Genomic DNA, 25,451 nt, shown 5'->3' on the forward strand with positions numbered 1-25,451 from the left:
TTGCCGGGGTTGTTTAGGGCAGACTGGTGGCGTGAGCGGAATCCCGTGGGTGCTGCACGTCGATCTCGACCAGTTCATCGCTGCGGTCGAAGTGCTCCGGCGGCCGGAGCTTGCGGGCAAGCCGATCATTGTGGGCGGTCGGGGCGACCCCACGGAACGGGCTGTGGTGTCGACCGCATCCTACGAAGCCCGGGCCTTCGGCGTGGGTTCGGGAATGCCCTTGCGCACGGCGGCACGGAAAGTGCCCGACGCCGTCATCCTCCCCGTCGATCACGAGGCGTACCTCGCGGCGTCAGAAGCGGTGATGACTACGCTGCGAGCGCAGCCAGGCGCCACCGTGCAGGTGCTGGGCTGGGATGAAGCCTTTGTCGGCGTCGAGACAGAGAATCCCGAAGCCTACGCCCGGCAGGTGCAGGCCGCCGTACTGGAGCGAACGCGGCTGCATTGCAGCGTGGGCATCGGCGACACTCTGGTCCGCGCCAAGGTCGCCACCGGTTTCGGCAAGCCGGCCGGCGTCTTTCGTCTCACCGCCGGGAACTGGCTTGACGTCATGGGCGGCCGGCCCACCAAGGACCTGTGGGGCGTCGGCACCAAGGTATCGGGACGACTGGCCAAGCTCGGCATCAATACCGTTGCCGAGCTCGCCGCGTGCGACCCCCAAGACCTGGTCCCGGAGTTCGGCCCCAGGATGGGGCCCTGGTACGCCGAGCTTGGACGCGGGGACGGCGCCAGCGTTGTGGACGACACCCCGTGGGTTGCCCGCGGGCATAGCCGGGAGACCACCTTCCAGCGGGACCTGACCGAGCCCGCCCAGGTCGACGACGCCGTCAGGGAGCTGACAGCGCGTGTCCTTGAGGACGTTGTGGCCGAGGGACGGCCCGTCGTCGGGCTGACCCTGAAGGTTCGATATGCTCCGTTCTTCACCAAGACCCACGCGAGGAAGATTCCCGAGACATTCGACCGGGACGACATCCTCGCGCGGGCCTTGGACCTCGCAGCAGGAATCGAAGAAGGCCGTCCCATCCGGCTCTTGGGCCTGCGGGCCGAAATGGCAATGCCCGACGACGCCCGAAAGGGACATACACCGACGCGCGGCGGCTGGTGACGGTCCACGTCAGGCCGGCACGCGTTGACCCTGTTCCCGGCGTGCTGCCACACTTGTGTGTGCAGGGCAGTTTGGTTCAAAGGAGACCCTCATGTCACCCATGATCCGCAAGAGTCTGAACGAGCCCGAAGAAACCCGGCCTTTCGAGGACGGTAAGGGGAAGCTGGATCTGATCAATCTCGAGTCAGGCGCCGTCGGGCGGGCGGTTTTCGAACCCGGTTGGCAGTGGTCCAAGCACGTCAAACCTATCGCCGGGACGGACAGCTGTCAGGTGGCCCATACCGGCTATGTGTTGTCCGGACGAATCAAGATCGTCATGGACGACGGCGAGGAAAACGAGTTCGCCGTCGGCGACCTGATGTCGGTTCCTCCAGGTCACGATGCATGGGTTGTAGGCGATGAGCCATGCGTGGTGCTTGACTGGCACGGATACAGTGACTACGCCAAGCGACAGGACTAAGGCGTCATCTCGAGTCACCGCAGCTGACACGACTGACGGCCCTCTCGGGTCGCCCCATCCTAGGCGCTTTCTCCCCGGTCCGGTGAGGACGCCGTGTTACTCCAAGGCCGCCTCATCGAGCATTTCACACACATCGTGGACGTGTCGGGTGCTGTTCATCACGATATCCACCGAAAGTGGCTCGACCACCTCCGGGTCCTCAGACAGTTGGACATGGAAGGCCAGCCACCCCCGCTCGAAGTAGAAGAACTCCGGGAAGCCTTCTTCCTCCAGCGCCGCGGCATCGCCAGGGCCCGTGGGGAAGATGATCGAGGCACCTCTGAGCGAGTCGACGACGGTTAACTGATCAGCCGAGAAGTATTGGAAGCCCGGTCCGGAGATGTCGAGTTCGTCGATGAAAGCACCGTCCGAGGCGCGCGTCAGGTCCACGGTGGCATCGCCTCGGAACTTCACCAGTGTTGACCCGTTCTGCCTAACGTGGGCTTTGTAGTGGACTTCCCGGACGTCTCCGGATTCCATGGTGACTGTGGAGTCGCACGCCTCGATCTCCACCGGCGCGTAGTATTCGGCGGGGACTGGCAGGTACTGGCCCCCGGTGTCTGCCGGAGGCCAGGTGACCGGGCCTTCCTCCTCAGGCGTCGCGACGGCTGGCGCGGTCCCCGCGACCAGGGCAAGAGCAATGAAAATGGGCAGGCGCAGTGTTTTCTTCGTGATCATGATGGGGCTCCTGGGCGGGCAGGAGGCTTCTTGCTCATCCTGCAGGGATATGCGTTGGATGCCGTAGTGGCGACAGGTCCGTTGAGGGAACCACGGTCCCTGCGTTCCTCCCCCAGCCAGGCGCACAGTGCGGTCAACCTACGCCTGCGGTTCTGCGACTGTCAACGAGTTCTGACGCAGTCCCACTACCCTCTCTAATTAAGGGTGCATAAAACCGTTCGAAAAGAAGTGCACCGTTTCTCCCAGTCGCGAATGGGATATCGGGAGACAGGCGAAAACGTCACATCCGCAGGTGGGTATTAGGGGCGGAAGCGCTGTCAAAGCCCGGATTAAGGTTATTTCCCGCACCAGATTCTTCCAGTAATGGCCAACACGAGCAGAGGTAGCCTTTGTGATAGTGGCCAATCACCTGACGTGCCTTCGTGATTGCGGCATTGTCATGGCAGAACCCGAAGGTCGGCAAACCCGGTACGAGATCGCCGACCCCCACCTGGCGAACGCCCTACAGGCCCTCGTGGAAGTGACACTGATGGTGGACGAAAACAAACCCTGCGCCGACCCGGCATGCCCGTTGCCCGGATGCTGCGAGGGGTCCCGATGACAGCACCAACAGCGCTTTCTGCCGAGCGGCGTTTTGTGCTGCACCGCCGCGTGCGACTCATTGTCGCTTCCACCATCACGTACAACGTGATCGAGGCCATTGTCGCGATCTGGGCCGGCTCCATGGCTTCGTCTGCGGCGCTCATAGGCTTCGGCCTCGATTCCATCATCGAGGTTCTCTCCGCGGCAGCCGTCGCCTGGCAGTTCACACGCAAAGACCCCGAACGTTGGGAGAAAGTGACTGTCCGCGCAATCGGCATTGCCTTTTTTGCCCTGGCAGCCTACGTCACGATAGACGCAGTATTGGCTCTCTCGGGCATTGAAAAGGTCGAGCACAGCCCCCTTGGCATCGGCATCGCTTCACTGAGTCTCATCGTGATGCCCGTGCTCGCGTGGTTCGAGTTCCGGACCGGGCGTGAGTTGAACTCGAAGAGCGTTCAGGCAGATGCCAAACAACTGTTGCTCTGCATCTACTTGTCCGGGACTGTACTGATTGGTCTAATTCTGAACACGTTGTTCGGGTGGACCTGGTCAGATTCGATCGCGGCACTGGTGGTCGCCGCCCTTGCCGTCCGCGAAGGCATCGAGGCCTGGAGGGGTGATGTCGAGTCACCGTTCGAGGTCCTCGAAGAACTCCACGACGACGACCAAGAAGACCGTGAGTAACGCCCTCGGCAATCAGTGAAAACTTCCGAGCGGAACCCCTTCCAGCTGGACGGTTTCGAGCCATTGGCCCAAAGCCGGATTCAGAGTGACTGTGGCGCTCACAGCTCGGTCAGGATGCCTGCGACTTTGTCCAGGGCGCCGGGGGCCAGGGAGTAGTATGCCCAGGTGCCCCGCTTTTCGCGGTGCAGCAGGCCGGCATCCACCAGGATTTTTAAATGGTGCGAGACGGTGGGCTGGCCGAGGTCCAGGGGTTCGGTGAGGTCGCAAACGCACGATTCGCCGGAGGCTTCGGCTTTAACGATGGAGAGCAGGCGCAGTCGGTTCGGGTCGGACAGGGCCTTGAAGATGACGGCCTTTTCCTTCGCCGCTTCGGCGCCCAAAACCGTCCCCGCCGGGGTGCAGCAGGTTTCTTTCGCGGCCGGTTCGAGGATGGGCAGCGCAGTCATGAACACCATTATGCCGGAACATTGACCGCTATCAATCTTTTGGGGCCGACAGCCCGAATTCTGGCGGAACCGGAATTCATGCTCTTGCGTTCAGGATCCGTCCCTGTGCGAAGGGTGCGGGACAACAACGTCGTCGGCCATGCGCGATGCCGCCGGGAAGAGGAGCATGAGGAGGCCGACGCCCACTGCCGCACCGATCACCTGCGCCAGCACGAAACCTGGGACGGAGCCCGGGGCGATGCCGGCAAACGTGTCGCTGAAGATGCGGCCGACCGTTACGGCGGGATTGGCGAAAGACGTCGAGGACGTGAACCAGTACGCCGCGCCAATGTACGCACCCACAGCGGGAGCAGCGAGGATACCCCTTCGAGTGGCAGCCAGGGAGAAGATCAGCAGAATGAGCCCAGCCGTCGCAACCACCTCGCCCAGCAGGGTTCCCGCAGTTGCCCGGTCCTTGGTCGAGACGCTCGTAGCCACCTCAAACATGGCGTTGGCGAGTACGCTGCCGCCGATCCCGCCGACCATCTGCGCCACCAGATATGTAGCCAATTCCGCAAGGGTCAAGCCGGTGCGGCTGCGCCTACCCAGAAGCCAGTCCGCGAGCGAAACCATGGGATTGAAGTGGGCGCCGCTGACCGGTCCAAACATGAGGATCAGGACCGTCAGTCCCAGCACCGTGGCGGTACTGTTCTGCAGCAGCTGCAGTCCCACATCGTTCGGGGACAGTTGCTGAGCGGCAATGCCCGAGCCCACGACGATGCAAACAAGCAGGGCCGTCCCGAGCAGCTCGGCGACAGCGCGGCGCCACAAGGGTGGCTGGTGTGAAGTCATGAGATCCAGCTTGACCGAATAAATTAACTCAGTCAAAATTGAATCAATGACTATTGAGCGAAGCGGGGACTTTCAGGCGCGAGTTGCAAAGCACGCCGCCCTGGCAGACCCTGCCCGACTGCGAATCGTCGACCTGCTGACGCTCGGCGACTACTCACCGACGGAGCTGCAGGCCGAGCTCGGCATCCCCTCCAACCTGCTGTCCCACCACCTGCGCACCCTGGAGGCTGCCGGTCTCGCTACCCGCCGCCGCTCGGAGGCTGATAAGCGGCGCAGCTACATCAGACTCAGCTCGGGTGCGCTGGAGGGGTTGACCCCCGGGCGTGAACACGGCGTGCGCCGCGTCCTCTTCGTCTGCACGCGGAACAGCGCACGGTCTCAGCTGGCGACCGCCCTATGGCGGCGCGTAAGTAAAATCCCAGCGACGTCGGCGGGCACGAACCCGGCAGACCGCGTCGCCCAAGGGGCAATCGACATCGCGCAACGTCACGGCGTCAACCTCGGAAACGCGACTCCGCGCCAACTGGCTGAAGTTGCAACGAGCGACGACTTCATCGTCACCGTGTGCGACAACGCGCACGAGGAACTGCCGAACTTGGAAGGAATTCACTGGTCCGTTCCGGACCCCCTCCGATCGAACACCAACGACGCTTTTGAACACGCCTTCCTCGACATCTCCGACCGCATCAGCGATCTCGCGCCGCGTTTGCGTGCCGCCTGACTGGCTTCAGGCAGGACCAGCGCGGCCATATTGACAACCATCAATATAGTGCCGGATACTCCATACATCGACAGGCATCAATACGGAGTCGGTGCAGCGATGGAGCGGGCCGTATGCCCAACCAAATATCCACCATTCGAACCACAGGAGAAACCCGTGAGCACCGATACCACCCAAAAGCCTTCCGTCCTCTTCGTCTGCGTCCACAACGCAGGGCGTTCGCAGATGGCGGCGGCCTTCCTGACCACCTTGTCCGAAGGCGCCATCGAAGTCCGCTCTGCCGGCTCCCAGCCCGCAGACAAGGTCAACCCGGCCGCTGTGGAGGCCATGGCCGAACTCGGCATCGACATGTCCGCCGAGATCCCGAAGGTCCTCACCACCGAGGCAGTCAAGGAGTCCGACGTCGTGATCACCATGGGCTGCGGCGACGAGTGCCCCTACTTTCCCGGCAAGCGCTACGAGGACTGGGTCCTGGAGGACCCGGCCGGGCAGGGCGTGGACGCTGTCCGCCCCATCCGCGACGAGATCAAGACCCGCATCGAGGGATTGATCGAATCCCTGATCCCGGCAGCCAAGTAGACCAACCCGAATGAGAGCACCAGGAGAGACTTTCGTGAACACCGACGTCCACACCGAACAGCTGATCATCATCGGGTCCGGCCCGGCCGGATACACTGCCGCGATCTACGCCGCCCGCGCGGGGCTGAACCCCTTGGTCGTGGCAGGGTCCGTCACTGCCGGCGGAGCGTTGATGAACACCACGGAGGTAGAAAACTTTCCCGGCTTCCCGGGCGGCATCCAGGGACCCGAGCTCATGGAAGGGCTGCAGAAACAGGCTGAGAAATTCGGCGCGCGCATAGTCTTCGACGACGTCACTGAGGTTGTTCTGAAGGGCCACCTCAAGCGGGTGACTACCGGAGCCGGGCAGACCCACGAGTCACCTGCGGTCATCCTGGCCACCGGATCCGCCTACAAGGAACTGGGCCTGCCGGAAGAAAAGAAGTTCTCCGGACATGGCCTGTCCTGGTGCGCCACTTGCGACGGTTTCTTCTTCCGCGAACGGGACATCATTGTGGTCGGCGGCGGCGACTCGGCCATGGAAGAAGCCCTGTTCCTGACCCGCTTCGGCAAGTCCGTCACCGTCGTCGTACGCCGCGACGCCCTCCGAGCATCGAAGATCATGGCGCAACGGGCGAAGGACAACGAAAAGATCCGCTTCGAATACAACAGTTCCGTCACCGCGATCCACGGCAACGGCAAGGTCACCGGCGTGACCCTGACAGACACCGTTACCGGAGCGACCCGCGAATTGGGTGCGACCGGGATCTTCGTGGCCATCGGGCATCTGCCCCGCACCGACCTGGTCAAGGGGCAGATCGACCTCGACGACGAGGGCTACATCAAGGTTGACGCCCCTACCACGTGCACTAACCTCCCGGGCGTCTTCGCCTGTGGAGACGCCGTGGACCACCGGTACCGACAGGCAATCACCGCCGCCGGCACCGGCTGCTCGGCCGCCCTGGACGCCGAACGCTACCTCGCGGCGCTGGAAGATTCCGACAGCATTGCCACCGCACTCGTCGAGGAGGGCTCCCATGGCTGAGAACACCGCCGCCGAGACCGAGGCCCTGCAGCTTCCGGTCGCCGTCATCGGTGCCGGCCCGGTCGGCCTGGCGGCCGCCGCACACCTGCTCGAACGCGGGCTGCTCCCGGTCATCTTCGAAGCAGGTGACACGCCTGCCGCGGCCCTCGACGCCTGGGCACACATCCGGCTCTTCTCGCCGTGGCGGTACAACATCGACGCCGCCGCACACCGGCTGCTCTCCGGCACCGGCTGGCAGGAACCGGACCCGGAGGCACTGCCCACCGGCGCCGAACTCATTAGGGACTACCTCAACCCGCTGGCAGCGGTCCCCGCGATCGCCGGTGCCCTGCGGACCTCCTGCCGCGTCACCGCCATTAGTCGTGAAGGCATGGACAAGACCTACTCCCGCGGCCGGGAGACTGCCTCGTTCCTGGTCCGGGTCGAAGACGCCGAAGGCACGACCACAGATCATCGTGTCCGCGGCGTCATCGATGCTTCCGGCACCTGGAACACCCCGAACCCGCTGGGGCAGGCCGGACTTCCAGCCGAAGGGGAGGATGAAGCCCGCGTGGCGGGCTTCATCACCGACCCGCTGCCCGATGTCACCGGACGCGACCGGGCACGCTTCGCCGGCAAACACGTTCTGGTCGTCGGCGCCGGACACTCGGCCGCCAACACTCTGCTGTCGCTGGGCGAGCTGGCCGGCCAGCAACCCGGAACCCGGATCAGCTGGACCATCCGGCGCAACTCAGCCGCCACGTTGTACGGGGGCGGCGACCTCGACGGCCTGCCCGCCCGTGGCGCACTCGGTTCCCGCCTGCGCGCCCTGGTCGAAGAAGGAGCCATCGACCTGCACACTTCATTCACGATCACCGGCTTCAAGAGCGCCAACACGCTCGCCGTCCTCGGAACCACCCCTGACGGACCGGCACAGCTGGACGTGGACCTGCTGGTGCCGGCCACCGGATTCCGCCCGGACCTGGAGATGCTGCGCGAAGTCCGGCTGGACCTGGACCCTGCGGTGGAAGCACCGCGGGAGCTCGGCCCGCTCATCGATCCCGAATTCCACAGCTGCGGCACCGTCGAACCCCACGGCGCCAGACTCCTGTCCCACCCGGAGAAAGACTTCTACATCACGGGGATGAAATCCTACGGCCGCGCGCCGACGTTCCTGATGGCCACCGGCTACGAACAGGTCCGCTCCATCGCGGCTGCCCTCGCAGGCGATCAGGAGGCAGCAGACAACGTCGAACTCGTCCTGCCGGAAACCGGCGTCTGCTCCACCGACCTCGGCGGCAGCTGCTACACAACGGCAGCGGCCACCGGGCCCGACGAAGCCTGCTGCGCTGCTTCCGAGCCGGCGTTCCTTGGCATTCCCACCGGGCTGGCACATGGGCGCTCCGCACGGCAGGAGAACTAAAAGAGCTGAGAAGCCCCAACCCGTCAGTTCGAAGAGGCCGCTTTTCGCTTGCAGTCCCTGCTAGGGAATGGCGGTCGGGCAGGGTGTCGTTTCCTCCGTCGGCGGCAAGGAGGTGAGCTGCAAAACCTGAACCTGGGCTAGTCTCCTATCCTTCAAATACTTGGAGCGGGTGGTGGGCTGGTTATTCCCAGGCCGCCTCATCCAGCATTGCGCACACGTCGTGCACGTGCCGGGTGGTGTTCAGCACGATATCGGAAGCGATTGGCTCCATCACCTCGGGGTCCTCAGAGAATTGACTGTAGAACCCCAGCCACCCCCGTGTGTAGTAAGCGAACTCCGGCAGCCCTTCGTCGGCCATCTTTTCGGCTTCTTCGGGGTTCGCTGCTGCCACGATCGAGTTGGCGCTGAGGAGTTCCACCGTGGTGAGTTCATCGGCTGAAATGTATTGATAAAGCGTTCCGGAAATGTCGAGCTCGTCAATGAAGGCGCCGTCCGTGGCGCGGGTCAGGTCAACGGTGGCATCGCCTTTGAACTTCAGCGAAGTTGCCCCGTTCTGCTTCACCCGGGACTTGTAATGAACTTCCCGGACATCTCCGGATTCCATGGTGACGGTGGTGCCGCAGGCCTTGATCTCAATCGGGTCGTAATATTCTTCCGGAACTGGCAGGTAATGGCCGCCGGTGTCCGGGGGAGGCCAGGGGGCGGGGGCTTCCTCCTCGGGCGTCGCAGCGGCGGGAGCGGCCCCCACAGCGAGGAAGATTGTAAAGAAAATGGGCAATCGCAGTGCTTTTTTGCGGTTCATGATGGGGTCTCCTGGGCAGCAGGAGGGCTGGTCGCTCATCCTGCACGAATGTCCGTTGGATGCCGTAGTGGCGACAGGTCCGTTGAGAGAACCACGGTCCCTGCGTTCCTCCCCCAGCCAGGCGCACAGTGCGCCCAACCTACGTCTGCAGTTTTCCGACTGTCAAACGTTTTTAGCAAGTCCCTTTACCCTCTTGAATTGAGGGTGTATTGATACGGGTTTCAGATGAAATGCACCGTTTCTCCCAACTGCGAATGGGATATCAGGAGGCAGGCGAGAACGTCACACCCAAAGGTAGTGATTAGGGGGCGGAAGCAACGTCGATGGTCAGATTAAGGTTATTTCCGGCACCAGAACCAGTGGCCGCCGCGTCGCCAATCGTTGTCGGACCCGGACGCGACTCACCGCTGCCCTCGTCTTTAGCAGGATGATCAAGTGTGCCAAGAGAGCCAGAGTAAACCAGCTTATAACTGTCAAAAAGCAGTGTCTGGTATAAACGGAGCGCTGCGCCCTAAGTTGGGACCATCGGTTCAAAACTGACGTGCCGCCTCTGCGGTCGAGAGCAGGCGATTGTGAGCGGGCGCGAAGACTTCGAAGCATTGCTGGAATTGTTGTCAGCGGTGCGCAATGCGGTCCTGCGGTACCCCATGTCGGCCGTCGTGGACAGGACCGACCACGAAGGAAACATTGTTAGCACGAGAGTCCGCATCAGCGATGGCGATCACAGCTGGAGCGTTGAAGGCGATGACGGCAGCATCACGTGCAATCCCTCCGACGGCTGCGTCATAAGGACCGGCAACAGAGTTGAAACGATCGGATTCCAACGACCGGACTGGCTTCCTGATGAAATCCAGCTCTTCTATCCCCTCAGCATGCGCACCTGGGGCGGGCACCAAGACAACCAGCGCATCACGGGCATGGAACGGCAAGGAGATGGCATTCATCTCTCGATGGTTTACATCGATGATGCGGACTACACGGCGGAAGCAACGTTTAATCCGCAGCTTAGTGTGATTACAGATTTCCGCACTGCGACCGACCGACTCTCGCTCCGTGACCTGCAAACCGACATACGAGTCGAAGGCTGACCAAAACCGAGACGGGACGCCGCGTGGCCGGAGGGTTGCATGATGGGTGGCGGGCGGACTCAAGCACAACGCAGCGGGTTAGCCAGGCCGCACGTCAGTGACCCTGTCCCCGGGAGGGCGTGCCGTGTCGACCGATGTCCCTGCCGAGATCTGCCGCTTGATCTGCTCGAGCTCATCTTTGAGCAGGTCAACGGTGACACGATACTGTTCGAACTGCGCCGTCGGGCGCCTGGCCACGGAGTAACTGATGCCGGCGGCGAGGATGCCCAGCGGGAACGCCACCAGCAGGGCCCAGCCGGACGCGGCAAGGAACTCGAGTGCTACGGGAAGTGCCTGCCTGAAGGCCAGAAACTCGTTCACGCCACCGACGACTCCATTAAGAGCAGTGTCCAGCGGACCCAGAAACTGCCCCACGACAGGCGTCCCGGAAAACGACGGAGCGCTCAGCGGCGGTTCTCCCCCGGCGGACCAGCGTGGATCACCGAAATGGTTCAAGACGTAGATCCCGGCACCCGCGTTGAGTGCCGCGAAGAGGAGGACGGAACCAAGCGCAGTCCAATGAAGCCTGCGCGGACGCCAGGCGCCGGCCAGTAGCGCAAAGACGGCCGCCGCACACCAAGGAAAGACGCGGAGTTCGTCGCGGCTCATCCCGCCCAAGAGATCCAAGGAATTTTCCGCCCCTCAATGGTTGTTCCGGTCACAAGCGAGCCTGTCCCAGTTACTTCCGGCCATTCCCGAAGGCAGTGCCCGCTAAAGGAAGGACCTACCTGAGCGTTGCTCAGATAGGTCGTTCATTTTACCCGGAGGCGGCCATCTTGCTGGGACGGCCGGGAATACCTAAGGAAGAAAGAGAGTGTGAGGTCGGAGGCTAGTTGGCGGTTAGCGCCAGACGCGAATCACCGTGTTTCCGCGGTTTCATAGGACTACTGACCATGTCGGCTGACTGACCTACTTGGCGAAACTGATAGGCAATGCGATGTATCACCCTGTTCACGGCTGAAAGGTACACATCTTCGTGGCCACGTCAGCCGAAAGTTTGGCTTGAACCGAAACTGAGCAATGCCTAATGCGGCGAACCAGCTCAGGTCATCCAACCCCGGGTTGAACGGCACGGCCAGGCTCTACACCGGCACCATACGCTCGTTACTACTGCCCATTGCAGAGAACGATGTCGCCTGAAAACTGCCCAGCTCAGGACCCGCCCGGCTTCCCGAGGTACTCGGCAAGGGCATCGAGGATCGACACCTGCCCCTTCGCCAGTTTGCTGCGCGCCTCGGACTCTCGGAACCATCTGGCATCGTCGATTTCGGGATACTCCCGCACAACACCGGAACCCTTCGGCCATTCCAGCGGGAACGTGTTGCTGGTGATGTGCTCTGGCTGGAAATCCGATTCGGCGGTAAAGGCGGTGATGACCTTCCCCGAAGGCTGGCGGAAAGCGCCCAGCTCAAGGTAGTCCGCCTGAGGCGCCGGCGTCCCGATTTCTTCGGCGAACTCCCGCAGCGCGGCCACCAGTGGGTCCTCCGCGTCGAGGTATATTCCCTTTGGAATTGTCCAGGAGCGGGTGTCCATGCCGGTCCAATAAGGGCCACCATTATGGGCGATCCAGACCTCCAAGTGCCCTTCCAGGCTCCGCCGGTACAGCAGGATGCCTGCGCTGCGAACTGTCATACGCCCTCCACATCCCTAGGCTATAGAGATTGCCGGTTCTTGTCCTGCGGTGGCGAAAGGGCCGTCGACCGGATCGGGGATCCGGTCGACGACAAAAGTGCTGTTTGGAGGCGGTGGCGACGGCGACTGTGAGACGTCGACCTATCTGAGCAAATGCTCAAGTACGAATCACCCGGATCTGCAAGGTTTCGCCCATTACTGCAATGCACCCCTGGGTCTGGCTATCTGAGCATTTCTCGATGTGAGAGATGAAACTTGCTCAAACAGCTGGCGGAGCAGCGATGCTACCGGAAGCGTCAGCGGACCGGATCGCCCGTGCATCTCTGACGATAGGGACATCATCGAAGACCTCACCATTGGCAACGTGAACCTGAGCATCGGTGGATCGGTCCACCGCCCCTATGGGGCTCGTAGGCCGGCTGCTCTTCAACATCCTGGCCATGGTTGTCGAATTCGCATTCCACCTTAGTAGCTCCAGCCGTGCTGAATTGACCCGTGCACGGGGCTTTCTTAGCAGACGGATCCGGCTCTAGAATGAGGTCAACGCTGACGCGGAGGGTTTTGTCGTTGATCGACAGAAGCGGGGGCCCTATGAGCGTAACGAAGCTTTCATGGAGCGACTATGCTGGCGTGCGGCGGAACGCACGCGCCGTCGAGCGGCTTGCCCTCGTCGGCGTTCCCGACCGTCGATCACCAGTCGGTCTGACGCGCATCCTCATCGGCAAGCGTGGAACCGAACGTACCCTAATCCTCCGGCTCGTGCCGAACCGCGAGTTGTTGCTGCTGCTAACCCGATCCGGATTCGTCGGCTGGCTCGACGCGAGGACGAACCGCGGTGCGCCCGGCTACCTCCGTTTGCAGCTGGAGGTGGGCGGACCCGTCACGGAGCTGATTGTGCTCTCCTTTCGCAATCAGCGGCGGTTTGCCATCGGGTCCGAACGGGAACGAGACGTCCGCATCACCGAACAGGAGTGGATTGGCCCCGGCGCCTCGGACCCTGGAGGCGAGGGGAACGCCCAACCCGCTGTGGAGTCGTTGCAGGGCATGATGGCGAGGGATTTTGACCTCATTGATGGAGTATCCGACCCGAGGGATAAGCCGCTCCCTGACGCCTTTACCGAGGTTGTATCTGCCCGCGCGGAGGCGGCGGTGCCCGCGGAATATGTAGGCGCGAGTGCCTCGGCCAAAATGCCAGAGCGAGTACCGGTCAATGCACCATTCAAACTCGTCGTCAAACTGAACGGTCCCGACGTCAAGCCTGCAACCCGCGACGTTACCTTCATAGGGCGAGAGGTCGGCCCGGTGACGGTGCAGGTCCTCCGCGTCCAGAACGTCACGCTGATTGCGGGCTCAAATCCATTCTTCCCGCAGATACCTAGCAAAGCAGACAGCCTCAGCAAGATCTTCACTCTCAGAGCGCTCAAGGTTGGGCCCGTTCTCGTGGAGGTCCGGCTCGTGCAGGAACTCACGCTACTGGCCACTTTTCGTCTTGCCGCCGTCGCGGAGGCCGGCGCGGCGACGGTAGCAGCTTCTCAAGCCAAAGCCGCGCTCGACGCAGACCGCTATCCGCAGAACTGGCAACTGCAGATCACACAGGGCAGCTTCGACGCAGACCCAGGAAAAATCGCCCTTAGCTTCCAACTCCGTAGCGACCACGGTGTCGTCGAGGGCATAACGGAAATCGACCGCAGTTCCCACTTGCTCGCCTTCTATGGGAAGCTGAGCGGGCTTTGGAATCAAAACGCGGACATCCCGGACCATGCTCTCCGGTCCGAGCGGTGGGGGCAGGCATTGGCCCGTCGCGGTGCGACGCTCTTCGACACCCTCTTTCCAGCGAACATCCGCAAAGAACTCTGGCGACAACGTGCGACGCTGAAGGACATCTATCTATCGACCAACGAGACCGAGATCCCGTGGGAGATCACTTGCGTACATGCCCCGGAATCCGAACCGGGTGCGGAGCCGCAGGAGGGGCAGGATCCCCCCTTCTTCCTCGGCGCCTGCGGCGTGTACCGATGGTTAACAGGCACCCCGAAAATCACTGCCGTCCGAATCGAACCCCCGCGCGCGCTGGTGCTCGCACCGACGAGCGATTTAAAGAACGTCGCGGCCGAGATCGAGTTCCTGCGCAGCCGATTCGACGCCCAGATCATCGATCCCGCCGACACTGCGACCCTCGATCGATTCCTGCGCAAGACTCAGTTCTCCCTCTTCCACTTCGCCGGTCACGGAGGCATCGACGATGCAGTGCCGCCGATCCAGCATCTCCTCCTCGATGCCGGGGAGCGGTTCACGGTGTCTCAGTTGCAGGAGACGGTGCCGTTCTCACCCGTTGAGCCGGGACGCGCCGCTGGCGCCGTCGTTGTGTTGAACGCCTGCCAGACGGGCGTGGTCGCTTCACCGAGTTCTGGGTTCGGCTCCGCATTCTTGGCGGCGGGCGCGAGCGTGTTCATTGGTACGTTGTGGTCGATCGAGGATGAGCCGGCGGTCGACTACTCGACCGAGTTCTACGAATCGCTTCTCGCGGAACCGAGCGTCGCTCTCAGCACCGCTGTGCGGCGGGCCCGAGAGAAGGCACGCGACAGCCACGACCCGAGCTGGCTCGGCTACGCCGTTTACGCCGACCCGAATACGGAGGTCACCGTCGTCCGCTCCGGATGACTTACCTGTATCGATGACCTGCCCCTACTGCACAGCTAACTAGTCCGAGAGGAACGTCATGACCGACACTAAATCGGAGGGCACGCGCGGCCGTCAATACACTGACGATGAAAGCAATAAGCTGAAGGCGCACGTGATCGCAATGCACGACGGCAAACTTTACGACAGGCCCAACGACGCCGCATTCACCACTAGCGAGCAGGACATAGCGGACCTCGCCCGTGCAATCGGAACATTCGTCGACGAACGGCGCAGCGTGGATCCGCATTCGCCTGTGCCAGTGGTGTTGTACTCTCACGGCGGACTGGTGCCGCCGGAGAGAGCGCTCGACTACGCGCTGATTACGATCGACTGGTGGCGTTGCATGGGCGCCTACCCGGTCTATTTCGTCTGGGATTCGGCCTTCTGGTCCTCTCTCGGCGGCGCGATGCAACGAGCGATTGAGGGGTGGTGGAGCGGCGGCCGCGGCGCTTTGACCGACATCTTCGACCGTCAGGTCGAACTGCTGCTTCACCACCACTTCGGTCCGGAGGTCTGGGGCGAGATGAAGCTCGACGCAGTCGCAGCCTCCAGCGCCGACGGCGGCGCCGCATTCCTCCTTGCCGAGTACCTCAAGCCGGAGGTGCTCCAGCGGAAAGGCGCGGTCACCCTGCATGCGGTCGGTCACAGCGCGGGATCAATCTTCCACTCGGGTTTCCTGCCGCTGCTCGTCAAAGACCATATCGACATCGAGTCGTTGAGCCTGCTCGCGCCGGCCATCCGCGTGGATACGTATCTGGAGACACTGCATCCGCTGATCCGTGAGGAGAAGATAAAGCATGTCGCAATGTTCACGATGGACGACGCCAGAGAACAGCAGGACAACTGTTTCAAGCTGTATAACAAGTCGCTGCTGTATTTGATCAGGGGTGCTTTTGAGAAGGAGTACTCCGCGGACATCCTTGGCTTGGCGCGGTGCATCGCGGCGGACGACACGCTGAAAGCGACCTTTCAGGCCGGGGGCGGCGGGCGGGCCGATCTTGTCTTGTCCAACGGCACAGTCGGCCCTGATCCGCGCTGGAAGACTGCGGCGAAATCGCACGGTGGCTTCGACAACGACCCGGACACGATGCAGAGCGTCGCCTGTCGCATCGTCGGCTCCGACACCGTGCCCGACTTCCCGGCTGCGAGTACCCGCGGCCAGGGAGGCTTCTCGCCGTTCGAACCCGCCCCGATCGTTTTGCCGGAGAATCCGAGCGCGTGGGTACAGCGGCGTGCACTGTGCATTGGGATCGACAAGTACGTGACGCAGCCCCTGCACGGATGCGTCGCCGACGCTGAGGCCTGGCAGAAGGCGCTGGAGGAGCTCAAATTCCGGGTGACTCCCCTGCACAACGAGGCCGCCGATCGAAAGGGCATCCTGCGCGAGATCACACTGCTGGTCGCGAACAGCCGACCCAATGATGTCCTCGTAGTGCAGTACTCCGGGCACGGCACCTTGGTGAAGGACCTCGACGGCGACGAGGCGTTGCGAAGGGGTGCCGCTGCGTACATGGATCAGGCGCTCGTGCCCTCTGGGTCCGGCCGCGGCACTACGAGCGGCGAGTACGTTATCGACGACGACCTCGGCGCGATCTGGGACACGCTGCCGAAGGACGTCAGCCTCACCGTTTTCTTCGACTCCTGCCACTCCGGAGATAACATCCGCGGCGGGCTCACCAGATCCGGCTTGGGCGACGCCGCCGTCCAGGCAACGGCTTCAATCCCCGGTGTCGACGTCCGCTATATGAAACTCGGCGACCGCGAGCAGGAGGCGTTCGCGAATGCGCGCGGCAATCCGGCGCCGCTTACCGTCGCAGCCCCTGACGCTGCTATCAGTTTCAGCGCCTGCTCGCCCGATCAGTTTGCCTACGAGTCGCAGCAGCGCGGCCTCTTCTCGGCGGCCGCGGTGCCGCTGCTCGCCGATGCCGCCGGTCGGCTGACGAACGAACAGTTTATCGCCCTAGTCCTTAGCAATATGGGAGTGGCGGCGCCGCAGACGCCCGGCTTCTATGGCGATGATAAGTACCTGAAATCGCCGTTTCTCGGGCTACCGGCCTCGGGCGCGGCGGCCGTGATGCTGACGGATGCGGCCGACTCGCCATCCGACGTAGAACACCTGATCCGCGCGGGCGTTCGCGCCGAGGTCGTCGCGCGGTGGCTGCGGGCAACCGCCAACCTGTTGGAGAGTTAGCGGGCTTGTGGCACCAATTGTTGGCAGGCAACTCGGCGTTACGTGTCATCGATGCTGGACCGTCATCGACGAGCGAGGCTGTACGCCCGCCACCGCAATTAGTGTGTCCCAATCCTGGCTAACTGTTCCCTAAGGAAACGATTATTTTGCACTTCCGTTGGCGTCATCGTCTGGTACGAGACCTCTGCTTCGTGCCATAGCTCCCCTAACACCACGGAACTGATGGCCTCCTGGGCCTCATAGGTAATAGGATTCTCCGACCGTATGAGGATTCTTCGTTCTTCCGGGTATGTGGTCACTACTTCGCCCAGATCGAATTTTTCGGCCGCGTCGCCAATGGCCTTGGCTACTGCTCGTTTACTCTCATTACTGATGCGCCATTCTGGTGCTCCCGTTGACCAGTTTCGCGGAGCCATAGAACGTGCCAAGCTCCGAGCTACATCAAGCAGCTCGTCGATCTTTTCCGAATCCGTGCGCTTCCCGACTTCAACGGATCCCGCGCTTTCTCGAAGCTTGACTACTTCTTTCTCGATACTGGGCCAGACGCCCTCCACCCTCTGGCGGAGTATTGCTTCGCTAATATTCGGGCCCAAGTCGCTTTTGTTGAGGTCTCTCATTACCTCGAAAAATCCGTCAAGGTCAGCTGTCTTCATCTGGAAGCCCGTGATCGGACCGTCGACATCATTCATAGCATCGAAGTCCAAGAGCAAAACCGGCATGAGCTCCCGCTTTGCGTCCACTCTTCGAGAAAGAGCACCCGCCTCGTAGTTGAGCCACGGAGCGTGCTGGTTCTCTTGAGTGACGCACACGATACCGAAGTCTGTTGAGCTCAATTCCTTGTCTATCTCGGGCAGCCACATCGAGCCGGAACGGTTCTCTACACTGATCCAAGGATCCGCGTCGTCAAACAAGGCAGGCAATGCCTTGTATATCGCATGGGCGGTTGCGCGACTGTTACCCGACCAGCTAATAAAGACCTTCAAGATTCCCCTCAGCGATAATGAATACAACCGGCAGATTACCAGTGGGACCCCAAACGCGTTGCACAACCACGTCAGTTGAAGAGAACTATACTTGCCCTCCCGCAGGAGGCTACGGGGCCGCCCAGACGTTTTTCGAGGAAGAGCTGTGACTGAGGTAGATGCCCCCACACTCGATCAGTGTCAGAGTCGAGGACGCGGCGTCGCTGGACCGTTACCTTGAGGGCACAGTCAATGAAATTGATAACTGTGGCGCTCAAGCAGCGGACTCATGGCATCCTGCTACTGCACCAGTCCCCTGGGCGGTTTACGGTGGCGCTGAGCGAAGCTGTTGGCTTTGGATACACAGAGGAGCGCCGATGCTCGGCCTGCGAACGACAGGACGAGGAAAGACATTCGTCCTGCATCTAGCTCAGTAGGTGGCGGCAGAGCCCGCGATAAGGACGAGAATACAGAATGTGACGTCAGCAGGACTGGCCACGGCAGTCGACGGTTGCGTAAGAACCTACTAATGAATTCCTGGATAGCGGCAGTAGGCTCCGGGTGAGCGGTGCGGGCGGAGCATGTTGCCTGAAAACAGCCGCAATAGCCTATGACTCGGCATGGCGCGGCGTTTCATCTTCACTCAAAGCTTCTTCAGACGTTTCTCCCAGCCTTGTCGACCGTGGAAAAAGCCGTTATTAGGAGTTGCGACGCGATCTTCGGGAGGGCAAGCCGTGCATCCACCGGCGCGAATGCGATTGCGGACCTGCATATGCTGCGAGTGGCCTCGCTTGCAGGTCCACCAATGTCTCTTGGCGCCCGGAACCATCTCACTTGCGGCGATACCGTTGCGTTCTTGATCCCAGTCGATGGCAAGCCGGGGATACCTGGTCTGAAGGTCATTGAGTCCGGGCACGACAAGGTGCCCTGTTTCGGTGGGGCACCGTAGTTTCTGCTGCTTGGCTCTGTAATAAATCTGTTGCTCGAATTCATGCCCTTCCGGGCACATCCACCAGACACGTTTCATCGAGCCCGCTTTGATATGGGTAGGTTGCAACGTTCCGTTCTTTGACGTGTGCCACCAGGAAGCCACTTCGGGATGTGTCGTCGCCAGATCGTTCTCGCCTGCCGCCACCCTCCGACCTTCACATACTGGACAAGAGGAGTGCCGTACTAGGACGGCTGGCGTCCGGACGAAGCGGTGACCTGCCGGGCAGAGGAGATGGAGGGACGTCTTTGTGTTCCCTGCAGATACTTGGTGTGCTTGCTTCTGATCGAACTGCGGATCCCAGAACTTAGTCAGCTCTGGGTGGGTCGTCGCTAAATCGTTGAAACCCGGAAGGACAGTCCTTTGACCGCAGTACGGGCACCCAGAGTTATTTAGTGCACGGTTGGCAACAGTGGCTTGCCACGTGTGGCCTTCGGCGCAGGTCCACCAAGCCTTTGTCCCCGAACCGCGAAGAACCATACCTGCAGTCAGATCGCCGTTTCGTTGCAGGTCCCACTCCGTGGCGAGTACAGGGTCCGTGTCCACCAGAGAGGTGATGCCCTCGACTGCGCGAGATCCAGCACATACGGTGCAGTGGAACTCCTGATCCTGGTACCTCCGCACTCTGGACGGGCTGTCGTGGAGGCAATGTCCGGAGGGACACAGCAACATCCAGGCGCTGCTGCCGCTAATGCCTCCTGCGGCGCGCACCACAAAATCGATCGACCCACCACGTGACGTCGTCGCGTACCGTCCCGACGTGATCGAACCACTCCGACGGCACGCACTCGTGAGTTGCACGGGCCCCCGTAGGCGGCAAAACGACTTAGCGTGGGAAAAAGGTTCAACCTCACCGGAACCCACCACCTCCAGCAATAGGTCACCGGAACCCACCACCTCCAGCAATAGGTTTGCAGAGAGCTGTACAGAGCCTCCTGCACCGGCGGTAGCTCCGAACCTACCGTCCTCCGATGACGAACTCTCCTATGACAGTTTCTCCGTCCTGCTCAAACACTGGAATGGCCCAACTCTTTCCGGTTTGTGTCTTGGAGGGCACGCCGCAGCGTTACCGACTCCAGCACAGCCTTGACGGTAGATGCGTGCCATGAATGCCTTGCCCGTCGCGCCCGTCCCGTTCCTGCGGCGCCTGCTGGGTTGATGACATTCCTCCCACCGGTCCATGGGATTCGTGAGGTCGGCTGGCTACACTGCCCCACATGGGCGGTATGCAGAGGCGAACCCGAGCGGAGTTGTCGTGAAGAAGAACCGCACAACAGTCCTGGCCCTTTCGGTTCTCGCAGTGCTTCTGGCCGGCTGCGGAAACTCTGCCGACAGCGGAGCCTCAGGCAATATCGTCAGCGGGCCGAACGGCGAAATGCTGCTGGTGCACCCACGCAGCGCCCAGGCGAACTCCGTGATGGAAGCCGCTTTCGACGGAACACTTGTCGTAGGCGAGGACGATTGCATAATCGGGAGGACCAGCGAGGGACTGGACTTTGGGCTGCTGTTCCCGGCCGGGGCACGATTCGGCGCTGGCGACCCGCCGACCGTTGAGGTGGAAGGCCACTCCCTTCGGGTCGGAGATCTCGTCAGTTTCGGCGGCGGATACCTATCCCGCAACGACATTGGAAAAATACTGGGTGGTACACCGGATCAATGTCTCCGCGACGAAACGTTCTACGTCCAGACTTTCAGGGCTGAGAGCCCCCGTTCCTACTGATCAACAATGGCGCAGCACAGAGAAGGACGGGCGCCAGCCCGTCCCGTTCCTGCTGCGGCTGCTGGGGCCGGCGCTAGGCTCCTATCATGGAGCCTCAAGTTGACTACGAGACATATGCCCACAAGATGCGTTCTCTGGCTGCTGCGGGTAACGACCTCGAAGTGGATAGCCGCTTCATCGACATGCTTTGCCCACGGAACTCGCGCATCCTTGACGTCGGCTGCGGGATTGGATCCGCGGTGAATGGCCTTCGCAGGCGCGGCCACGAAGCATATGGCGTGGACCCTGCCGAATCGGTGTTGAATGTCGCTCGAGACCTGTTTGATCCGACCTGGTATCGGCAACTTGCCTTGGAAGAATTGTCATCCGCTTCACTGCAGCAGCAAGGCTGGCCTACTCAGTTTGACGCCATCCTGATGTCAGGCAACGTACCTGCCTTCCTACCTCCCGGCAGCCTGGCTGATGCTTTCCGGCGCGTTTCGAAACTCTTAGTGGCAGGCGGCTTGTTCGTCATAGGGACGACTGCAGGGGTTAGGGGCGGCCCCTTCGACCAGGATGAAGCAACCGATCCAACACGCTTGGCACTCCTTGGGAGGTTTTCCGATTGGCACCTAAGCCCGTTCGCAGGCCGCCCAAACTGACTTGGCGCCGCCTTGGTGAGCCCGTCCGGCGCCAAGGGGGTCGGCGAAATTGAACGCCGACGCCGGCGATACCGAGCTAGCTCTGGTGGAACCGCTGGTCGTTGAAGTCTCAGCCGACACCGCGATGACCGGTACGTCCTTCAGACACGCTGTGCGCTTTCTTCGGGCCCGGCCCGAGTTGGATCCGGACACGCTGCCAGCGCAGTCGGCGGGAAACCCGGTAGTAAAGAGTCAGAAGTTATTGCTTCGCAACGTCCGTTTCCTTCCTAGGGCCATCATGCCACGGTTAGCGTGGGACAAACGCTGTTACACAGACAGGGACATGATGCGTACTTTGAGTAAGAGGTTCCGCCGGTAGGTGAGGCCGCACCGGATTTAACGGCGCAGGCACAAGCCTTGATAAACACGTGTTTGTCTAGAACCAGTGTTGCCGGGACGTGCGCGCCTCTTGCTAACCAGTCCGCGCCGAGCGCTACTCTATCGACAGGAGGGTAAATGACCACGAAACCCAAGGGCCGTAGCGGGGCGTTGGCCGACTTCGGCACCGGCGTCCTCGCTTGGATCATCGGCGCAGTGCTGCTGCTGACCGGATGCGGTTCCGGCGCCCAAGCAGGAGCCGAGGAGCAAGGAGAAAGACCGACCCGCGCCTCTCAGCCACACTTTCAATATGATGATGAGGACTACGAGCCCACCGACCAGGAGATCGAAGAGGCGGTACAAAGTTCGTGGGAGAAAGCCTTCGGTCAGGTGTGGTCATGTTTCTATGACCCGACCATGAACAATGATTGGCACGACGACGTGCGCTGCACTGACGGAGCAAACTCACATCGCCCAATCCTGCTCGCCGACTGGGGATTTGTGACCGAAGAAGACATGCGCGCGGCCGGTCAAGAGTACGAGAGCTACCTAAACGCTGGCGGCACGCCCTAAGAGGTTCCGCCGGTAGGTGAGGCCGCACCGGACTTACGGCGCAGGCACAAGCCTTGATAAACACGTGTTTGTCTAGAACCAGTGTTGCCTCAGGAAGCTTGTGCCTGCCGTCCCATCATCGGTCATGAATCCGCTCTGGGCCCAATTCGAGGCCCTGATTCCGCCCGTGATCGACACCCATCCTTTGGGGTGCCACCGGCTCCGGGTGTCGGACCGGGTCGTGTTCGACAAGCTCGTCCAGGTCCTCGTGCTCGGGGCACGACTGACCTGGACTTCTCGAGGCGTCGGGACTCACCTGTCCACCGGCGAATTTACGGGCTGGTTGCTGGCTCTTCAGGATCCTCAGGGGAGCTAGAATCACCAGTTTGCCCCTTCACGCCCTTTTCATTCCCGGGCTCGGCCTTATCCTACGCAGTAACCGGCTCCTGGACCAAGACTGGCACCCCCTCCTCTTTTGACCCGTCTAAGTCGCCTGCCATCGGCGCGTACTTGAGAGGTCGCCGCATGTAGTCCGCGATCCACTGGCTCGGTAGGCATCCTTCTTGCTTTAGCGCCTGGAGCACCGTCAGCGACTCCACTCCGTCACCCATCGCGCGGGCAATAGCCCAGACCTTTTCGAGCCGCGTCAGCAGAGTTGCCGGTTCATGGAGCCGCAGCATGAAGACGTTCTCGCCTGAGACGGCCATGGCACCAGCGTCGGCGCTCGTTTGAGGGGTTACGTAGCAAATGAAGGACGGGTGAGGGGCCTCTTCCGCACGTTTAGTTGCGGTGAAGGTCAGATGGGAACGGGCCTCCCGAGAGTGCCGGGCGGGAACCTTCCCTTCCGGTTTAGCCTCACTCTTCGCCTCCCATGCAACCCAAAGCAGCTCCCCGAAAATCCACACGGCGTCAGGTGCTGCTTGTTCTCCGTTGTTGCCGAACGACTCGTTGGCCCCTGCCAGAATTCCCAGGGTCACGAGGCCGGCTTCGAATGGCTTGTAGCTTGTTTGATTGAGGCCCCGTTTGGCCTGGTTCAGCTGCTCCCGGGTTTCGCGCCCCCACGTCTTGGCCTTGATGCGCTCAACAATTTGGGCTGCGGCCAGACGGTCCAGTTCGTCGTAAGATTCGACGGTCACCGCATCTGGTTCTTCAGGGTCGAGGTGTTTGAACCAGGTTGTCCCGCGGGCACGCTCCCGCACATTTGCAAAATGCTCTACTGCGGCCCTGTGTAGCGACCGTGTAGCGTCTCCTCTCTGATCAGCCAACATCTGGGTCCAGCTGCAGGCGAGCAGGAACCATAGCGCAGCGTAACGCTCGGTTTTGGGGTTTCGCTCCAGTTCGTCCAGCACAGCGCGTGCCTGCCGCAGGGCGCCCTCGAGATCCCCTGCCCACAGGGCGTCCAGGGCCTTCACTTCATAGGAGGCGGCCCTAGCCAATTCAACAGTGCCGTGGGGACTGTTGCGCTTCTTCGATTGCCGGTCGCTGGCGATTCGCGCGTCCACGGCCGCCCACTCTTCCCCCTGTTCCAGGAAAGCGGCAATGTTCTCATTGACGTCCGAGATGCCGCGGCCTAGGCTCTCGTCACGTCCGAACTCAATTTCAGCCTGGATTTCCTCCCGGAAAGCTTGAAGGACCTCGGGGCGGAACATAAAGTTCGTCAACTCGCTGCCAAGGACGACCACGGTCGAAAAATCGTGCTGATTCCTCGTAGCCCGGCCCATGCCCTGCACAAGCCGGGCCCTGATCCTTTCCTGAAGGACGTTATGCGCGCCCAGTGAGTTGTACAGGAACTTTTCCTGCAAATCGCTTTGGGCAGGGAGGCCGGACAGAATAACCAGCCGGCAGGCGTCGTCAGGAAGGTCCACCCCGTCGTAGCGGTTCGCGAGATCAAGAATCGATTTATTGTTGTTCGTGAAGATCGTCATGTCGTTCTCCACGGTGTGCCCGTCTAGGCGTACGTAGCCTTCAGGACGGGATTCTTGCAGCACGCTTGACGATTCAGCTGCGCTAGGCGTCAGGAGTGCGGTGCGGCCGTGGAGTTCGATCGTTTGCTTCACCCATGGCGCGACAAGGCCCGTGTCGTCGTTCAGCTCATTAGTGACCTCCGGGAACACGAAGAACCTGCGGCCAGTGCCTTCTTTATCCCATCCCCGGGGGATGGGCATCCGCGCGATCTCATCGACACCGAAAGAACGCTCGAGCTCGCCTCCCTCGCCCAGGGTTGCGCTCATGAAGATCCGGCGCTGCGGCGAACTGAAGGCATCGTGCGTTGCTGTGGGGCAGATAAGAGGTCGAAGCTCAATCTTTGCGTGGGAAACGTAGACCATGCACAAGCCAACGTTTCCTCCGATCATGGACATCCTGTATGCGCGGTCCTTGTTCCCCGAGTCGGCTGCCATGGCAGCCTGCAGCTGGGTCCGGGCCGCGTGGACCGCTCTGGGTGAAACCAGATAAACGCCGCCATTGCGGAGGTTCGATGCATCATCGCGGAGGGCTTCGACTGTTGCTGAATCCAGCCCTGCAGACAGTGCATTCAATATGTTGAAGTAAAGGGATTCAGACCGGAGAATTGAGACTGTCCAAGCTGATGATATATATGTTGCCCCGGCGTGAGCATCATCGAAAATCAGTGTGCCCGTGTCCCGGATTTTCGGGTATGCGTTGAAGACATGACTGTAAGTGGCGACGGCCACGGCCTGCGCGCTGGTGAACTTAGCCCGGTCCGCCTGCCTCCAGTCCGACGATTTACCAGTCAAGTTGACCGCCGAAATGCCGTAGGACTCCAGCTTTTCATGAGCCTGCTTCGCCAACTGCCGGGTCGGGCAAAGATATGCCACCGGCTTGCGTTCCTCGCGTTTCAGCCACTCCGCGATCAAACCACCCACCAGGGTCTTCCCCGCCCCGGTTGGAAGCTCCAAAGCAACATTTTCCTTGCCCCGGAAGCCTTCGTGCCAGCCACGAAGAAGTTCTTGCTGGTGGCCCCACAGATGGGCCGGACCTGAGTTGGTCTTTGCAAGCTGTCTGTACAGAGCCTCCGGGTCGGCTACTGCTACAGACTGAATTTTCGTGGTTCTAAAAGCCAACTTGGTCCCCCACTGCTAAGAGCCGTCGTCCGACCTAACTGACTCGCTTTTTCCATGAGGCAGGAGAAAGAGCAGATGCTATGCGCCTATCTACAAGCGCGACGGATAAGAACAAACGAAATGACGACCTATCTGAGCAATGCCCAGATAGGTCGGCCATTTT

General features: G+C 61.4%; 22 protein-coding genes and 3 pseudogenes. 15 read left to right on the forward strand and 10 right to left on the reverse strand.

All coding sequences use genetic code 11. The features are described 5' to 3' along the window. Window positions 1-31: 31 nt before the first annotated feature. Window positions 32-1,105 carry a DNA polymerase IV gene (locus AC5RVZ_RS29210; RefSeq protein WP_494069129.1) on the forward strand — a complete coding sequence of 358 codons (1,074 nt, stop codon included), beginning with the start codon at window positions 32-34 and terminating at the stop codon, window positions 1,103-1,105. 91 nt (window positions 1,106-1,196) lie between these two features. After that, window positions 1,197-1,565 (forward strand): cupin domain-containing protein, encoded by a 369-nt coding sequence (locus AC5RVZ_RS29215; protein WP_494069130.1) that lies wholly within the window; start codon window positions 1,197-1,199, stop codon window positions 1,563-1,565. A gap of 96 nt (window positions 1,566-1,661) precedes the next feature. On the opposite strand, the gene AC5RVZ_RS29220 is transcribed toward AC5RVZ_RS29215, so the two are convergent. Continuing rightward, window positions 1,662-2,282: a hypothetical protein gene (locus AC5RVZ_RS29220; RefSeq protein ID WP_494069131.1), complete on the reverse strand. Its 621-nt coding sequence runs from the start codon at window positions 2,280-2,282 to the stop codon at window positions 1,662-1,664. Window positions 2,283-2,679: 397 nt separating this feature from the next. Between AC5RVZ_RS29220 and AC5RVZ_RS29225 the strand changes: the two are divergent. Next, window positions 2,680-2,883 (forward strand): annotated as a pseudogene (locus AC5RVZ_RS29225) (ArsR/SmtB family transcription factor); the annotation flags it as partial. After that, a complete protein-coding gene (locus tag AC5RVZ_RS29230; RefSeq protein ID WP_494069132.1) occupies window positions 2,880-3,548 on the forward strand; it encodes a cation efflux transmembrane domain-containing protein in 669 nt (222 codons plus the stop codon). The pseudogene AC5RVZ_RS29225 and the gene AC5RVZ_RS29230, both read left to right, overlap by 4 nt. Window positions 3,549-3,646: 98 nt before the next feature. Here AC5RVZ_RS29230 and AC5RVZ_RS29235 read toward each other — a convergent pair whose 3' ends face one another. After that, window positions 3,647-3,994 (reverse strand): ArsR/SmtB family transcription factor, encoded by a 348-nt coding sequence (locus AC5RVZ_RS29235; RefSeq protein ID WP_494069133.1) that lies wholly within the window; start codon window positions 3,992-3,994, stop codon window positions 3,647-3,649. Between the two features lie 90 nt (window positions 3,995-4,084). Then, the gene (locus tag AC5RVZ_RS29240) at window positions 4,085-4,825 is read right to left on the reverse strand and encodes an aquaporin (RefSeq protein WP_494069134.1); all 741 of its coding nucleotides are present in this window, start codon (window positions 4,823-4,825) and stop codon (window positions 4,085-4,087) included. A gap of 46 nt (window positions 4,826-4,871) precedes the next feature. Between AC5RVZ_RS29240 and AC5RVZ_RS29245 the strand changes: the two genes are divergently transcribed. The 4 genes from AC5RVZ_RS29245 to AC5RVZ_RS29260 all read left to right on the forward strand — a co-directional run bounded on the left by AC5RVZ_RS29245 (window position 4,872) and on the right by AC5RVZ_RS29260 (window position 8,551). Continuing rightward, window positions 4,872-5,546, forward strand: coding sequence for an arsenate reductase/protein-tyrosine-phosphatase family protein (locus tag AC5RVZ_RS29245; protein ID WP_494069135.1), 675 nt, complete (start codon window positions 4,872-4,874; stop codon window positions 5,544-5,546). A 156-nt stretch (window positions 5,547-5,702) separates the two neighbouring features. Beyond that, window positions 5,703-6,125, forward strand: coding sequence for an arsenate reductase ArsC (locus AC5RVZ_RS29250; RefSeq protein WP_494069136.1), 423 nt, complete (start codon window positions 5,703-5,705; stop codon window positions 6,123-6,125). 10 nt (window positions 6,126-6,135) lie between these two features. Further along, on the forward strand, window positions 6,136-7,149 hold the full coding sequence (gene trxB, locus AC5RVZ_RS29255) for a thioredoxin-disulfide reductase (protein ID WP_494069137.1): 1,014 nt from the start codon (window positions 6,136-6,138) through the stop codon (window positions 7,147-7,149). Continuing rightward, the gene (locus AC5RVZ_RS29260) at window positions 7,142-8,551 is read left to right on the forward strand and encodes an NAD(P)-binding protein (protein ID WP_494069138.1); all 1,410 of its coding nucleotides are present in this window, start codon (window positions 7,142-7,144) and stop codon (window positions 8,549-8,551) included. The genes trxB and AC5RVZ_RS29260 overlap by 8 nt, the downstream gene beginning before the upstream one ends. A gap of 181 nt (window positions 8,552-8,732) precedes the next feature. Here the strand turns inward: AC5RVZ_RS29260 and AC5RVZ_RS29265 are convergent, their stop codons facing one another. Next, the gene (locus AC5RVZ_RS29265; protein ID WP_494069139.1) at window positions 8,733-9,353 is read right to left on the reverse strand and encodes a hypothetical protein; all 621 of its coding nucleotides are present in this window, start codon (window positions 9,351-9,353) and stop codon (window positions 8,733-8,735) included. 572 nt (window positions 9,354-9,925) lie between these two features. Between AC5RVZ_RS29265 and AC5RVZ_RS29270 the strand changes: the two genes are divergently transcribed. Continuing rightward, complete coding sequence (locus tag AC5RVZ_RS29270) at window positions 9,926-10,441, forward strand: hypothetical protein (protein ID WP_494069140.1); 516 nt, start codon at window positions 9,926-9,928, stop codon at window positions 10,439-10,441. A gap of 78 nt (window positions 10,442-10,519) precedes the next feature. Here AC5RVZ_RS29270 and AC5RVZ_RS29275 read toward each other — a convergent pair whose 3' ends face one another. After that, window positions 10,520-11,089, reverse strand: coding sequence for a hypothetical protein (locus AC5RVZ_RS29275; protein WP_494069141.1), 570 nt, complete (start codon window positions 11,087-11,089; stop codon window positions 10,520-10,522). A 543-nt stretch (window positions 11,090-11,632) separates the two neighbouring features. Further along, entirely contained in the window at window positions 11,633-12,112 is a 480-nt protein-coding gene (locus AC5RVZ_RS29280; RefSeq protein WP_494069142.1) for an NUDIX hydrolase, read from the reverse strand. Between the two features lie 591 nt (window positions 12,113-12,703). Between AC5RVZ_RS29280 and AC5RVZ_RS29285 the strand changes: the two genes are divergently transcribed. Both AC5RVZ_RS29285 and AC5RVZ_RS29290 read left to right on the forward strand, forming a co-directional pair. After that, window positions 12,704-14,773, forward strand: a complete 2,070-nt coding sequence (locus tag AC5RVZ_RS29285) for a CHAT domain-containing protein (protein ID WP_494069143.1) — start codon at window positions 12,704-12,706, stop codon at window positions 14,771-14,773. 58 nt (window positions 14,774-14,831) lie between these two features. Further along, window positions 14,832-16,985 (forward strand): caspase family protein, encoded by a 2,154-nt coding sequence (locus tag AC5RVZ_RS29290; RefSeq protein WP_494069144.1) that lies wholly within the window; start codon window positions 14,832-14,834, stop codon window positions 16,983-16,985. 98 nt (window positions 16,986-17,083) lie between these two features. Here AC5RVZ_RS29290 and AC5RVZ_RS29295 read toward each other — a convergent pair whose 3' ends face one another. From AC5RVZ_RS29295 to AC5RVZ_RS29305, 3 genes and pseudogenes are all read right to left on the reverse strand, one after another. After that, a complete protein-coding gene (locus tag AC5RVZ_RS29295) occupies window positions 17,084-17,968 on the reverse strand; it encodes a toll/interleukin-1 receptor domain-containing protein (protein ID WP_494069145.1) in 885 nt (294 codons plus the stop codon). Window positions 17,969-18,590: 622 nt separating this feature from the next. Further along, complete coding sequence (locus tag AC5RVZ_RS29300; RefSeq protein ID WP_494069190.1) at window positions 18,591-19,082, reverse strand: zinc-ribbon domain-containing protein; 492 nt, start codon at window positions 19,080-19,082, stop codon at window positions 18,591-18,593. Window positions 19,083-19,310: 228 nt separating this feature from the next. Next, window positions 19,311-19,607: pseudogene (locus AC5RVZ_RS29305) on the reverse strand (zinc-ribbon domain-containing protein); the annotation flags it as partial. Between the two features lie 583 nt (window positions 19,608-20,190). On the opposite strand from AC5RVZ_RS29305, the gene AC5RVZ_RS29310 reads away from it, so the two are divergent. The 4 genes and pseudogenes from AC5RVZ_RS29310 to AC5RVZ_RS29325 form a co-directional block, all read left to right on the forward strand. After that, the gene (locus tag AC5RVZ_RS29310; RefSeq protein ID WP_494069146.1) at window positions 20,191-20,655 is read left to right on the forward strand and encodes a hypothetical protein; all 465 of its coding nucleotides are present in this window, start codon (window positions 20,191-20,193) and stop codon (window positions 20,653-20,655) included. A gap of 86 nt (window positions 20,656-20,741) precedes the next feature. Beyond that, the gene (locus AC5RVZ_RS29315) at window positions 20,742-21,296 is read left to right on the forward strand and encodes a class I SAM-dependent methyltransferase (RefSeq protein WP_494069147.1); all 555 of its coding nucleotides are present in this window, start codon (window positions 20,742-20,744) and stop codon (window positions 21,294-21,296) included. Between the two features lie 495 nt (window positions 21,297-21,791). Further along, entirely contained in the window at window positions 21,792-22,226 is a 435-nt protein-coding gene (locus tag AC5RVZ_RS29320; RefSeq protein ID WP_494069148.1) for a hypothetical protein, read from the forward strand. 100 nt (window positions 22,227-22,326) lie between these two features. After that, window positions 22,327-22,485 (forward strand): annotated as a pseudogene (locus AC5RVZ_RS29325) (IS5/IS1182 family transposase); the annotation flags it as partial. Between the two features lie 148 nt (window positions 22,486-22,633). Here AC5RVZ_RS29325 and AC5RVZ_RS29330 read toward each other — a convergent pair. Beyond that, window positions 22,634-25,288 (reverse strand): DEAD/DEAH box helicase, encoded by a 2,655-nt coding sequence (locus AC5RVZ_RS29330; protein ID WP_494069149.1) that lies wholly within the window; start codon window positions 25,286-25,288, stop codon window positions 22,634-22,636. Window positions 25,289-25,451 lie beyond the last annotated feature (163 nt).

The sequence above is a fragment of the Arthrobacter sp. Cza30 genome, from assembly GCF_059090765.1.